General features: G+C 67.1%; 8 protein-coding genes. 3 read left to right on the top strand and 5 right to left on the bottom strand.

What is annotated here, in order from left to right:
* Nucleotides 1–29: 29 nt before the first annotated feature.
* Entirely contained in the window at nt 30–1,220 is a 1,191-nt protein-coding gene (locus AB0F51_RS29345) for a phosphotransferase (protein WP_360285090.1), read from the top strand.
* A gap of 179 nt (nt 1,221–1,399) precedes the next feature.
* Nucleotides 1,400–6,055 (top strand): PxKF domain-containing protein, encoded by a 4,656-nt coding sequence (locus tag AB0F51_RS29340; protein ID WP_360285089.1) that lies wholly within the window; start codon nt 1,400–1,402, stop codon nt 6,053–6,055.
* Here the strand turns inward: AB0F51_RS29340 and AB0F51_RS29335 are convergent.
* Complete coding sequence (locus AB0F51_RS29335) at nt 6,052–6,522, bottom strand: nitroreductase/quinone reductase family protein (protein WP_360285088.1); 471 nt, start codon at nt 6,520–6,522, stop codon at nt 6,052–6,054. The genes AB0F51_RS29340 and AB0F51_RS29335 overlap by 4 nt on opposite strands.
* Before the next feature lie 44 nt (nt 6,523–6,566).
* Between AB0F51_RS29335 and AB0F51_RS29330 the strand changes: the two genes are divergently transcribed.
* Nucleotides 6,567–7,073 carry a hypothetical protein gene (locus AB0F51_RS29330; protein ID WP_360285087.1) on the top strand — a complete coding sequence of 169 codons (507 nt, stop codon included), beginning with the start codon at nt 6,567–6,569 and terminating at the stop codon, nt 7,071–7,073.
* A gap of 4 nt (nt 7,074–7,077) precedes the next feature.
* Here AB0F51_RS29330 and AB0F51_RS29325 read toward each other — a convergent pair whose 3' ends face one another.
* The 4 genes from AB0F51_RS29325 to AB0F51_RS29310 all read right to left on the bottom strand — a co-directional run bounded on the left by AB0F51_RS29325 (nt 7,078) and on the right by AB0F51_RS29310 (nt 13,313).
* Complete coding sequence (locus tag AB0F51_RS29325; RefSeq protein WP_360285085.1) at nt 7,078–8,496, bottom strand: M28 family metallopeptidase; 1,419 nt, start codon at nt 8,494–8,496, stop codon at nt 7,078–7,080.
* 115 nt (nt 8,497–8,611) lie between these two features.
* On the bottom strand, nt 8,612–10,690 hold the full coding sequence (locus AB0F51_RS29320; RefSeq protein WP_360285084.1) for a M4 family metallopeptidase: 2,079 nt from the start codon (nt 10,688–10,690) through the stop codon (nt 8,612–8,614).
* Between the two features lie 225 nt (nt 10,691–10,915).
* Nucleotides 10,916–12,925 carry a thioredoxin domain-containing protein gene (locus tag AB0F51_RS29315; RefSeq protein WP_360285082.1) on the bottom strand — a complete coding sequence of 670 codons (2,010 nt, stop codon included), beginning with the start codon at nt 12,923–12,925 and terminating at the stop codon, nt 10,916–10,918.
* A gap of 16 nt (nt 12,926–12,941) precedes the next feature.
* A complete protein-coding gene (locus AB0F51_RS29310; protein ID WP_360285080.1) occupies nt 12,942–13,313 on the bottom strand; it encodes a hypothetical protein in 372 nt (123 codons plus the stop codon).
* Between the last annotated feature and the right edge of the window lie 37 nt (nt 13,314–13,350).

The raw sequence follows: 13,350 nt of genomic DNA, 5'->3' as shown, positions 1-13,350 counted from the left end.
CCATCACCGCAGAACGCCGGGGGGGACCCATGGACATCACCACCATCACCAGCCTGTCCGCACTGGGCCGGGACACACCTGACGACGCCGCCCTGGCCGAGCTGGTCCGCGCAGTCACCGGCAGCGCCGACGCTCACCCGCTCTCCGCGCGGGTCGAACCGGTCGACTACGAGATCGGTACGCCGAGCACCGAGCAACTCCTCCGGGTGGCCGGCACCGCGACCGTCGCCGGCCGGACCGTCGAGTGGTCCACCTTCGTCAAGAAGCTCCGGTCGGCCCGGCACTGGCCACTGATCCACCTCGTCCCGGAACCGTTCCGCGAACACTTCGTCGACAACTTGCCCTGGGAACTCGAGATCGCGGCGCACCGGAGCAACATCGCGACCCTGCTGCCGGACGGACTGCGACTGCCCGCGATGTACCGGATCACCGAGTACGACGACGACCGGGCGACCCTGTGGATGGAAGACGTCGACCAGGCGCCCGGTGCCTGGCCGCTCGGGCGCTTCGAGCACGCGGCCTACCTGATCGGCCAGTTGTCGGCCCGTCGCCAGGCTCACCTTGTCGAGCCACTCCTCCCCCGGGCCAACGTGCACGAACCCGGGGCCGGCCTGCGGTACTACGCGAACGGCCGAGTCATCATGGGCGCACTCCCGTTGCTGGCCGACGACCAGACCTGGCGTCACCCGCTGCTGGCCGAGGCTGTCTGCGCAACCGGCGATCACGGGCTTCGGGACGAGCTGCTCGACCTGGGGAGCCGGCTGCCCGCAGTACTGGATCGGCTGGATGCTTTGCCGCAGACGTATCAGCATGGGGATGCGAGTCCGCAGAATCTGCTGGTGCCGAAGGACAATCCGGACGAGTTCGTTGTGATCGACTGGGGTTTCGACTGTCCCCAGGCCATCGGGTTCGACCTGGGCCAGCTCCTGGTGGGCCTGGCGCATGCCGGCGAGGTGGCGGCGGAGGAACTGCCCACGATCCACACGATCATCTTCCGGGGGTTCCTGGACGGAGTGGCCGCGGAGGGCATGATCGTTGCCGAGGACGAGGTGCTGTACGGCTACCTCGGCTCGCTGATGGTCCGGGCAACCTTCACCGCGCTGCCGCTGGAGCAGTTGGGCAAGCAAACCGAGTGCGGTCTCGAGCTTTTCGAGGAGCGAGTTCGCCTGACCCGAGCGCTGGTCGACCTGGTCTCGACGGTGATCGAACGGACCGTTTAGAAGGATGAACACTTGACGACTACCGATCGTTAAAATCGTGGGGCACAGTAGGCGCCGTGGCTACGTTGGGTAGCCACGGGGGTGAGCGTTGATCCGCCGGGGCTATTTGGTCGCCAACAGGGGCCCGGCGGGGAGCAATGGCGAAACCGGCACCTTCCCGATCTGTGGGGGGTCCACGCATGCCCGGTCAGCGCACCACGTCCAACTACTTCCGAGGCCGCCGTCGTCTCGCGGCCTCTGGCGCCGCGGCCACGGCCGCCGCCACCGCCCTGATCGTGGGTGGTCTCGTCCTTCCCGCCCAGGCTTCGACAGTCACCACCGCCGTCTTCACCGGAGGCGCCGGCACGGTCTCGTCCGGCGGCACGCTGTACGCCAAGCAGGGCGCGACCGTGACGCTGACAGTCACCACCAGCAGTGATACGCAGTGTGTCGACGTTGCGGGCGCGTTCGTCAGCCACCAGACATCCAACACAGCGAAGAGCACCTGGACGTTCGCGACGACCGCCGGCGCCGGAGACGGCACGCAGGCCGTGACGATCGCGCCAACCGCGGCCTTCAACGGACAGGGCAAGTGCACCGGCTCGGCCGTCGGCGGCCAGGCCTCGTACACGCTCGACAACACCGGACCGACGCTGACCGCAGCGGTCGCACCGGCGCCCAACGCGGCCGGCTGGAACAAGGCCAACGCCGCGATCACCTGGTCGGCCTCCGACGCCGGCTCGGGAGTGAGCTCCGGCCCGACCCCGGCGACCGACACCGTTAATACCAACACTGCGGGCATCACCAAGACAGCGACCGCTACAGACCGTCTCGGCAACGTCGGTAACGGCGCGGTGCTGGTGAAGCTCGACAAGACCAGCCCGACCATCTCCGGCAGCCGAGCTCCGGCTGCCAACGGGTTCGGCTGGAACAACACCGACGTCACCGTCGGCTTCACCTGTACCGACACGCTGTCCGGCATCAAGAGCTGCACCGGCGGCGGGTCCGTCCTGCTCTCCACCGAAGGCGCCAACCAGTCCGTGCCCGGTAGCGCGGTGGACAACGCCGACAACTCCGCAAGCACCGCAGTGGGCAACATCAACATCGACAAGACGGCACCGGCACTGACCGGTACGCCGACCACAGCGGCCAACGCGTTCGGCTGGTACAAGGGCGACGTCACCATCGGGTGGAGCGCCTCGGACGCGTTGTCCGGCCTCCAGTCCGCGGCGCCGGCCAACAGCACGATCACCGGCGAGGGCGCGGCCCTCAAGGCCAGCCAATCCGTCAGTGACAAGGCAGGCAACACGACCGCGGCCGACAGTGCCCTGGTCAAGATCGACCGGACCGCGCCGACTACCGGCATCAGCGGCACCTCGAACGCCTGGACCAACGGTGACGTCACCGTGGCCCTCTCCCCCGCCGACAACCTGTCCGGAGTCGCCGGTACGACGTACGTCGTCGACGGTGGCGCTCCGCAGCCCGGCACCACCTTCACCCTCTCCAGCGAGGGCGACCACACCGTCACCTTCTTCAGCACGGACAAGGCCGGCAACGCCGAAGCCGTCCGGACCGCGCACGTGAAGATCGACAAGACGGCACCGTCGATCGGCCACTCGTTCACTCCGTCCGGTTACACCGACGGCGCCTGGACCAACCAGAACGTGACAGTGACCTTCGACTGCACCGACGCCGGCTCCGGCGTGGCCAGCTGCAGCCCGGCCGCGACCAAGTCGACCGAGGGTGCCGGCCAGCAGGTCGTCGGCACGGCGACCGACACGGCCGGCAACACCGCGACCGACACCGCCGTGGTGAGCATCGACAAGACCGACCCGACCATCACCGCAAACGCCGACCGGGCCGCGAACGACGACGGCTGGTACAACGACGACGTCACCGTCGCCTTCTCGGCAGCCGATGCGCTTTCGGGTATCGCGAGCACGTCGCCCGCGAAGGTACTCGGTGAAGGCACCAACCAGTCGGCCACCGGAACAGCCACCGACGCGGCCGGCAACAGCGCCACCGCCGGAGTGTCGGGGATCAACGTCGACAAGACCGGACCGGTCCTGAGCGCCAGCCACACGGGGGGCTGGCACACCGACGACGTCGCCGTCACCTGGTCGTGCACGGACGCACGCTCGGGCGTCGCGACCGGACCGGCGAACGACACCGTCACCGGCGCAGGCGATGACCTCTCCTCGACGGCGACTTGCACGGACAAGGCAGGCAACACGTCGACCAAGACCGTGACGGGCATCAAGATCGACCGCACCGCGCCCACCACGACTGTCGCAGTACCGGACGCGCTGGCCAGTGGCTGGTACGCCGATGCCGTCCTGGTCACGCTGACCGGCCACGACTCGCTGTCCGGCGTGGGCGCCACGCAGTACAGCGTCGACGGTGGTGCCGCGCAGACCTACAGCGGCCCGTTCTCCTTTGCCACCAAGGGTTCGCACACGATCAGCTACTGGAGCACGGACGTCGCCGGCAACGTCGAGGACCAGGCTCTCAACAGCATCGAGCTGAAGATCGACGGCAACGCGCCGATCACGACGGTGATCAACCCGATCTCGCCCGCCAGCGGCTGGTTCGTCACCAGCGGCATCCCGGTCGCGTTCAGCGCCGACGACGCCGAGTCGGGCATCGCGGCGACCTATTACCAGATCGACGGTGGCGCCGCGCAGACCTACGGCGCACCCTTCTCCGCGGAGCTGTCGACCGGAAGCCACACCATCACCTACTGGAGCGTCGACCTGGCCGGCAACGCCGAGGCCAAGAAGACGACCGAGGTCAAGGTCGACCTCGTACCGCCGGTGATCGTCGGCAGCCGCAGCCCGGTCGCCAACGCCAATGGCTGGAACAACACCAACGTCGGTGTGACCTTCACCTGCTCCGACGCGGATTCCGGAATCGCTGGGATCCTCGGTTGTGGGCCGGACGCGATCGTCAGCAGCGAGGGCAAGGACCAGTCGGTCCAGGGCGACGCCCAGGACGTGGCCGGTAACAAGAGCTCGACCACGGTGGACAAGATCAGCATCGACAAGACCGCGCCTTCGCTGACCGGAGCCCCGACCACCGACGGCAACGGCGCGGGCTGGTACCGCGACGACGTCACCATCGCCTGGTCCGGCGACGACGGCCTGTCCGGTATCGACCCGGCGACCCAGCCGGCCAACAGTGTCATCACCGGCGAAGGCGGCAACCTGACCGCATCCGCCGCGATCTCCGACCAGGCGGGCAACCAGAAGACCGCCTCGGTGACCGGCATCAAGATCGACCGCACGGCACCGGTGGTCACCGGCGGCCCGACCAGCAGCCCTAACAGCGCCGGCTGGTACCGCGACCAGGTGATCGTCGACTTCAGCTGCACCGACCCCCTGTCCGGAGTGGCGTCCTGCCCGACCAGCAAGGCGATCGCCGGCGACGGCGCGAACCAGAGCGTCACCAGCGATCCCGCCAGTGACAAGGCCGGGAACGACAGCGCCGGCAAGACCATCGGTGGTATCAACATCGACGGCACCGCACCCAGCACGACCTCCAACAACCAGTGCACGAAGGTCAACGGCTGGTGCACCGGCTCGACCGCGAACGTCCTGCTCACCGCGACGGACCAGACCGGCCTGTCCGGGGTGAAGGAACTCCACTACAAGATCGACGGCGGCGCCGAGCAGGTTGCGGCCGGAGCCACCAAGACCCTCAGCGTTCCGCTCGACGGAAGCGGCGCCGGCACGGTCACCTACTGGGCGGTCGACAACGCGGGCAACGCGGAGACCTCCAACTCGGTCGCGCTCAAGTGGGACAACATCGCTCCGACCGTCACCCACACGATCGCCCCGGCGCCGAACGCCAACGACTGGAACAAGAGCGACGTCACCGTGACGTTCGTTGCCAAGGACGACGACTCCGGATCCGGCGTCGCGACGGTGACCGCACCGGTGACCGTGTCGACCGAGACCTCCGGCCAGGTCGTCAACGGCTCGGCGAAGGACACGGCCGGCAACATCGGTACCGACTCGGCCACCGTCCGGCTCGACAAGACAGCGCCGAGCATCACCGCGGCGATCGTCAGCGGCACACTCGGCAGCAACGGCTGGTACACCGGACCGGTGGGCGTGCACTTCACCTGCACCGACGCACTGTCCGGGATCGCCACCTGTCCTGACGACGTGACGCTGACGGACAACGGCACCAACTCGGCGCCCGGTACGGCGACCGACAAGGCCGGGAACAGCGCCAGCACGACGCTGGCCGGGATCAAGATCGACAAGGAACTCCCGACCATCACCGACGTCAACGTCGCCGGCGGCTACTACGTGCTCGGTTCCGCACCGGCAGCCACCTGCACCGCGACCGACAGCTTCTCCGGCCTCGCCACCTGCACGGTGACGGTGACCGGCGGAACTGCCAACGGTGTCGGGACGTTCTCCTACACCGCGACCGCAACCGATGCCGCAGGCAACAAGGCGACGACGACCGGCACCTACAAGGTGGTCTACCGGTTCGACGGGTTCCTGCAGCCGATCAACGACACCGCCCACCAGGTCGGTACGTCGATCAGCGTCTTCAAGGGCGGCAGCACCGTACCGGCGAAGTTCCAGCTCAAGAAGGCCAACGGGACCGTGGTCCTGGCCAACACCGCGCCGGTCTGGCCGACCCCGGCCAAGGGTGCCGCGATGGGCCTGCCGGTCGACGAGAGCCTGTACGCCGCTCCGGCGGACAGCGGCAGCACCTACCGTCTCGACACCGGGCAGTACATCTACAACTGGAAGACGAGCGGTGGCGGGTTCTACTACCGGATCGGTGTGACTCTGGACGACGGCCAGTCGTACTACGTGAACATCGGCCTGCGGAACTAGACAGGAGTCAAGACGAAGACCCGGATCGCACGGCCGCTGCGCTCGACGTACGTGTCGTAGGCAGGCCAGACCCGGGTCACCAGAGGCCAGACCCGGTCCCGCTCAGCCCCTTCTGCCAGGGCTGCGCGGACCGGGATCTGGCGTCCACCCGGCAGGGCGACCGTCGCCTCCTTGCAGGCGAGCAGGTTGCCCGACCACGCCGGGTGGTTTTCCTGTCCCCAGTTCGAGGCAGTGACGACGAAGTTGTCGCCGTCGGGCGCGTAGAGCAGCGGCACAGTCCGCGGCAGGCCGGACTTCCGTCCTCGCGTGGTCAGCAGCAAAGTGGGCAGGGCGAGCCGGCCGAGGATCATGATGCGCCCGCCGGTCTTCTGTTGCAGCCAGCGATCGACCGGTACCGCAGCGCGACCGACCGTGGCGAAGACCGGCCGATGCCCTAACGAGCGGATGACATTCGTGTACCAGCCCATGCACGAAGTCTGCCGTCAGCCGATTGGTGGGTATGCATGAGGGTGTGAGACACCTTCGGTTCGCAGTACTGGCAGCCACCGCCACCCTGGCCCTGGCCGGGTGTGGCGACGAATCCGACCCAGGGGCGGGCAGTACGCCGCCTCTGCCCGGAGCGACTACACCGATCACCAGTACTCCGAGCGCGACGCCCAGCGCCGGCCCGTTGCCGTTCACGGTCACCCGGACGGGCGGTTTCGCCGGGTTCAACGACACGGTCGTGGTGGGCGCCGACGGGATCGTCACCGTCACCTCGATGGGCAAGGATCCGTCGAAGTGCAAGCTGGAGCCCGGTCTGCTCGGTGAACTCACCACAGCGATCAAGCAGGTCGACTGGGCTTCGGTCGGCATCACCAAGCCGACGGTGCGTCACCCCGACGACATGATCATCGCGGTGTCGGCCGGTGGAGGACTGGCCCGGCTGGAGGACCCGAAGCTGAAGCCGATGGTGGCCCCGGTGAGCACGCTGCTCACCGAAGCCACCAAACCCGGCAACCGCTGCAAGCCGGTCTAGCCGTTCAGCCGGCGGACACCGCGACATCGTCGATCACGAAGCTCGTCTGCAACGACGAGTCCTCGGCGCCGACGAACTTCACCGTGATCGTTTTGCCCTTGTAGGCAAGGACGTTGAACGTCTTCTGCACGTACGACGTGGACTTGTTGAGATTCGAGTACGTCGCCAGCGTGGTCGTCGTCGTACCGTCGACCACCTGCACCTTCACGGTGTCGTAGACGGTCGAGGTGGTGGTCTCCGCGGTGTCGATGCGAACCCACAACGACAGGGAGGCAGCGGTCGCCGACGCCGGGATGGTGACGGACTGGCCGATGTTCTCGGTGCTGGTGCTGCCGTTGCCCTGCAGCCATGCCTTGTACGAGCCGGTGCGGGCCGGCTTGGAGGTGCTGTTGGTGATCACGCCGGTGGTGCCGGTCCAGTTCACCGCGCCCGACTCGAAGCCCGGGTTCTGGAGCAGGTTGTCACCGGTCGGCGGCTCGGTCGTGCCGTAGTCCTTCTGCGCGTAGTTCCAGACCATGTGACCGATCGCGTCGATCTGGCGGTCCAGCGACGTCAGGTTGAGGTTGTTGATGGTGTCGCACGAGCGGTGGTAGCAGGGGTCGTAAGCCTGTCCGGCCGTGCCTCCCCACTTGGTCGCCTGGGCCGACGTCTTGGTGCCCTCGGCACCGGAGAACGTTCCGGCCGTGGCGATCCCGAGCGACCGGAACGCCGCGTGGTCGGAGCGGCCCTGCACGTCGATGTACTCGGTCTGGATGTTCTTGCTGGTGAAGTAGCTGGTCAGGTCGTCACGCGCGCCGTTGCCGGCCGGGTTGTCGTTGTAGACGAAGTAGCCCGGGTTCGGCGAGGCGATCATGTCGAAGTTCAGGTAGAGCTCGATCTTGTCGCGCTCGACCGAGGACAGGCTGTTCACGTAGTACTTCGAGCCGAGCAGGCCGAGCTCTTCGGCTCCCCAGAAGCCGAATCGCAAACGATTCTTGGGCACCTGGCCACTGGCGGCGTACGCCAGCGCGGTTTCCAGCACACCCGCGCTGCCCGAGCCGTTGTCGTTGATGCCGGGACCGGAGCTGACGCTGTCGAGATGCGAGCCGGCCATCACGACGTGGTTCGCATCGCCGTACGGCCACTCCGCGATCACGTTGTACGACGTACCGGCCGAGGTGGAGAACGACTGCAGGAAGGTGGTGTAGCCGGCCGCGTCGAGCTTGGACTTCACCCAGTTGGCGGACGCGAGATAGCCGGGGCGGCCGGTGTAGCGGTTGCCACCGTTGCTGGTGGCGATCGACTGGAGCTGGTCCAGGTGGGCCTTGGCGTTGGTGACCGAGATGTCGGGCGAGACGACAGCCTGGGCGGAGCTGCCGGGGACGAGGACGGCGGCAGCGACGAGGGCGGTGCCGAGGACGCCGATCAGAGGGGACTTGCGCATGGGGGGACTCCTTGCCTCACAAGGGCGGTGGTGCGGAGAAACAGACGGGGCGTACGGCCTGGGCGGAGGCCGTACGCCCCGGGCTTGTTGAAGCGGGACTATCTGGGTGCTGTGATCAGCTGGTGGCCAGCGACGTGTCGTCGATGACGAAGCTGGTCTGCAGCGAGGAGTCCTCGTTGCCGAGGAACTTCACCGAGATCGTCTTACCCTTGTACGCCGTCACGTTGAAGGTCTTCTGCGTGTACGTCGTGTTCTTGTTGAGGTTCGAGTACGTCGCCAGCGTGGTGGTGGTGCCGCCGTCGACGATCTGGACCTTGGCGGTGTCGTACACGGTCGAGGAGGTCGTCTCGGCAGTGTCGATCCGGATCCAGAACGAGAGGGTGGCGCTGGTCGCCGTCGCCGGGATACTGACCGACTGGCTCACGTTCTCGCTCGTGGTGGTGCCGTTCCCCTGCAGCCACAGCTTCCAGCTACCGGTCCGCGCCGGGCGGCCGGTGTTGTTGGTGATCGGGCCGGTGGTGCCGGTCCAGTCCACCGCGCCGGACTCGAAGCCCGGGTTCTTCAGCAGGTTGGTACCGGTCGGCGGCTCCGGGTCGGTGCCACCGCCACAGACGGCCGCGCCGGCCGGGACCGAGATGCCGTCGAAGGCAGCCTGGATGCCCTTGCACTGAGCGGAGTCCGCGCCGTACAGCTCCTTGGCGGAGTTGATCGCCCCTTCGCGGGCGGCCTTGTAGTTGCTGCCGGAGGTCAGCTTGGTGCTCAGCGTGCGGTACCAGACCTTGGCCGCCACGTCGCGGCCGACCGGGGTGATGGTGGCGCCGTTGCAGGCGGTGCTGCTGTGCGTGACGCCGCCGATGACCTTGCTGCCGGTGCCCTCGGAGGCCAGGTAGAACCAGTGGTTCAGCGGGCCGGAGGAGTAGTGCGGGTCCATGCCTCCGGTGCTGGTCGACCAGCAGTCGACGCTGCGGCCGTCCTTGGACGGCTTGTCCATGTAGCGTAGCGGCGTGCCGTTGCCGTTGATGTTGATCTTCTCGCCGATCAGGTAGTCACCCGGGTCGGACGTGTTGTTCGCGGCAAACTCGACCGCGGTGCCGAAGATGTCCGAGGTGGACTCGTTCAGGCCGCCCGCGTCACCGGAGTAGTTCAGGTTGGCGGTCGCCTCGGTGACGCCGTGGCTCATCTCGTGGCCGGCCACGTCGATCGAGGTCAGCGGCCGGGCGTTGCCCGAGCCGTCGCCGTACGTCATCTGGGTGCCGTCCCAGAACGCGTTCACGTACGCGTTGCCGTAGTGCACGCGGGACCGCGCACCCTGGCCGTTGTTGAAGATGCCGTTGCGGCCGTGAACGTTCTTGTAGTAGTCCCAGGTCAGCTGGGCACCGTAGTGCGCGTCGACACCAGCGGTCTGGCGGTTCGCGGTGGTGCCGCTGCCCCAGGTGTCGTCGGGATCGGTGAACGTGGTGCCGTTACCGGAGGTCGCGCCGTTCAGGTCGGTGGTGTAGTTACCACCGCGGCTCGGGTCCGACATCGTGTAGCTGCCGGACGTCCCGATGCTGACCTGGCCGGAGTACATCGAGTTACCGGTACCGGTCTTGATCTCGTCGTCCTGCTCGAGCACGGCGCCGGTCTTGGCGTCGATGATCGAGTGCAGCACCGACGGGGTCTGGTCGGCCTTGACGCCGGAGGTGACGACCTCGTAGGCCAGCACCGGCTTGGCGGTGCCGACGAAGACGACCAGCGTCCCCTTGTTGCTGGTGGCCTTGAAGTTCGCTGACTTCGAGCCCTTGGCCAGGGCGGCGGCCTGGGACAGTGACGGCTTGGTGGAGGCGACCCCGACGGCCTTCGCGCCGCGGTTGTAGACCACCTTCTTGATCGCGTTGCTCTTGCGCTCCACGATCAGGTCACCGCCGATGACCTTCAGGCCGTTGAACGTCCGGTCGTAGCGCACGTGCTCGGTACCGTCGGCGTCCTTGACGATGTCGCGGACCTGCAGTACCTCACCGCCCGCCAGACCGAGAGCTGCGGCCGTCTGCGCGGTCAGCGCCTGTTCGGCCTGGACGGCGGCCGGCTGGTTGAAGCCGGATGCCGGGAGCGGAGCCGTACGGTTGGCGGCTCCTGCGGGCGATCCTGTGAAAGCTCCGGCCATTCCCGCTGCTGCGACGATGGCCACCGCCCCTGCTGATGTCAGTCGTTTCAAGACAACATCTCCTCACGGTGTGGTCGCTGTTTGGGCGCAACGACCAATTCAATTGGGGACGCCGGATGCTTCTGGCCCAGCAGTGCCACTGCTCACTTGTGACACTACGTATCAGGACATGCGAATTCTGTTACATCCGACTGAGGGAGGACTCTGGCCCCCAGGACCCCAAGAGTCAAGAGATTCCGGCGAAACGACAGGGAAAACCCGCACTGACGCAGGTTGTCAGCGAGCAGCCCTCAACTCACGGCGAAGGTCTTCCGGCAACACGACCGGAAGCCGGCAGGTGAACTTCTGACACACGTACGCCGCGGGGCTCCCATCGACGAGCCCACGACCCGCCAGCAGTGGAACGTTCGAACCGGGCAACCCGGTAGCGATCGCAGTCCCCCAAGGCGCCTCCACCATTGCCACCCGCAACAACCCGGCGCCTGCTTCTTCACCCTCGGGGCGGCCCGAAGGGCTGCCGATGATGGCGATCTCGAGCGGACCGGCGGCGATCGCTTCAGCAACGGCGAGAGCTCGACCGGCGAAGCGCGGCGCTCGGCCGGCGATGGCCGCGGACAACTGCAGTGCTTGCTGCGCAGCGTCCTCATAGCGGGCCGATCCGGTCACCGACGCGAGCGTGGTGAACGCCTCGGCTGCCAGCGACACACCAGATGGACTCGCATTGTCCGTCGCATCCTGCGGCCGCCAGACCAGCGCCTCCGCATCCCCCGCCGTGTCATAGAAGGTGCCGTCAGCAACAAATTGATCCAGCACCCGGTCCAGCAAGGTTTGCGCCAGCTCCAGCCACGAACTGTTGCCCGTGACACCCAGCAACGTCAGGCACGCCTGTGCGAACGCGGCATAGTCCTCCAGCACACCGTGCGCGCCACCGACCTGCCCGTCCCGAGATGTCCGATGCAGGATCCCGTCCTGATCCAGATGAACCTCCCGGACCAATTCGGCCGCCCTCACCGCAGCCTCGACATACTCCGGCTTCTCCAGTACTACGCCCGCGCGCGCAAGAGCCGTGATCGCAAGGCCGTTCCACGCGGCGACCACCTTGTCGTCGCGCCCGGGATACGTCCGGGCGCGACGGGCGTCGCGTAGTACCGACCTGATCCTCTGCCAGCGAGCCGGATCGTCGGGATCCTGGCGCAACTGGAGAACGGACGTGCCGTGCTCGAACGTGCCGGTGACGTCGCAGAGGTCGATCACCCAGTCGGCGTCGTCGCCGAGCAACTGGCGGAGCTCCTCAGGCGTCCAGACGTAGTACCGGCCCTCTTCGCCTTCCGTGTCGGCGTCGAGCGCGGAGGCGAAGCCGCCCTCGGGGGTGCGCAACTCGGCGAGCAGGAAGTCGGCGGTCTCGATGGCGATCCGCTGCGCCAGTGGCTCCTCGGTGATCGCCCACCAGTGGGTGTAGACGTCGAGCAGCAGGGCGTTGTCGTACAGCATCTTCTCGAAATGCGGGATCACCCACTGCCCGTCCACGCTGTACCGCGCGAATCCGCCGGCGAGCTGGTCGTACATGCCACCGCGCGCCATCCGCTCACAGGTCTGGCTGACCATCTGGAGAGCCTCGGCCGACCCTGTCCGCCGGTGGTACCGGAGCAGGAAGTCGAGGACCATCGACGGCGGGAACTTCGGCGCTCTCCCGAAGCCCGCGTCGACGGGATCGAAGTCGACCTTCAGCAACGCGACTGCGCGTTCCAGCGTCTCCGCGCCGATGGACCCTTCGGCGGCTGCCGCCGGCGCACCGAGCTGCTCGACGACCGAGCGGCCGACCTTGTCGATGTCCGCTCGCTTGGTCTGCCACGCGTTGACCAGCGACTCCAGCACCTGCCGGAAACTCGCCATCCCGTGCCGCGGCTCGGACGGGAAGTAGGTCCCACAGAAGAACGGCTCCCCGGTCGGCGTCAGGAACACCGACATCGGCCAGCCACCGTGCCCGGTCATCGCGACGGTCGCCTGCATGTAGATGGCGTCCACGTCCGGCCGCTCCTCGCGGTCGACCTTCACACAGACGAAGTTCTCGTTCAGATAGGCGGCCGTGGCCTCGTCCTCGAACGACTCGTGCGCCATCACATGACACCAGTGACAAGCCGAGTAGCCCACCGACAAGAACACCGGAACATCCCGCTCCCGCGCCTCCGCGAACACCCCCTCCGACCACTCCCGCCAGTGCACCGGGTTGTCAGCGTGCTGCCGGAGATACGGAGAAGTGGACTTACCAAGCTCGTTGGAGGCCATACCCCAACGTTAGTCGTCAGCTCTCGTGCCGGTGGACAGCTGACTGGAACGTGGCGATCAGATCGTCGACCTGCTCGGCCGAGGCATGGTCGAGCTTGATCTCGTAGCCATCGAGCTGAACGTACACACCGCGATCCTTGTGGCGCCTGGCAAAACCGGTGAGCACCCGGACCAAAGCCTCGATCTGTTCCGGGTCGACGCCCGTCCGCACGTTCAGCACGGCAGGCTCTACGTCCCCCTTGGCCCCAAGCTTCGGTTCGCCGACCAGCCTGGACACCTCGCCGACCTCTGACAGTTCCGCCTCGAGCTCTGTCGTCAACCGATCGAGGCCCAGCTCGTCATCGCCGGCCAGAATGTCGAAACTGACCTGGCTCTGTACTTCGGTCACGGCGCCCACCCCTTGTCCTTGTGTGCTCAGCACACTA

Origin of the sequence: Kribbella sp. NPDC023855 (genome assembly GCF_040639475.1) — a bacterium.
Lineage (GTDB): Bacteria > Actinomycetota > Actinomycetes > Propionibacteriales > Kribbellaceae > Kribbella.
The sequence above is the reverse complement of the archived record's forward strand: the minus strand, read 5'-3'. Positions and strand labels throughout refer to the sequence as shown.

Excerpts from the sequence above, each read along its gene's own strand:
- AB0F51_RS29345 (WP_360285090.1), top strand. The coding sequence starts at position 30 with ATGGACATCACCACCATCACCAGCCTGTCCGCACTGGGCCGGGACACA.
- AB0F51_RS29340 (WP_360285089.1), top strand. The coding sequence starts at position 1,400 with ATGCCCGGTCAGCGCACCACGTCCAACTACTTCCGAGGCCGCCGTCGT.
- AB0F51_RS29335 (WP_360285088.1), bottom strand. The coding sequence starts at position 6,522 with ATGGGCTGGTACACGAATGTCATCCGCTCGTTAGGGCATCGGCCGGTC.
- AB0F51_RS29325 (WP_360285085.1), bottom strand. The coding sequence starts at position 8,496 with ATGCGCAAGTCCCCTCTGATCGGCGTCCTCGGCACCGCCCTCGTCGCT.
- AB0F51_RS29315 (WP_360285082.1), bottom strand. The coding sequence starts at position 12,925 with ATGGCCTCCAACGAGCTTGGTAAGTCCACTTCTCCGTATCTCCGGCAG.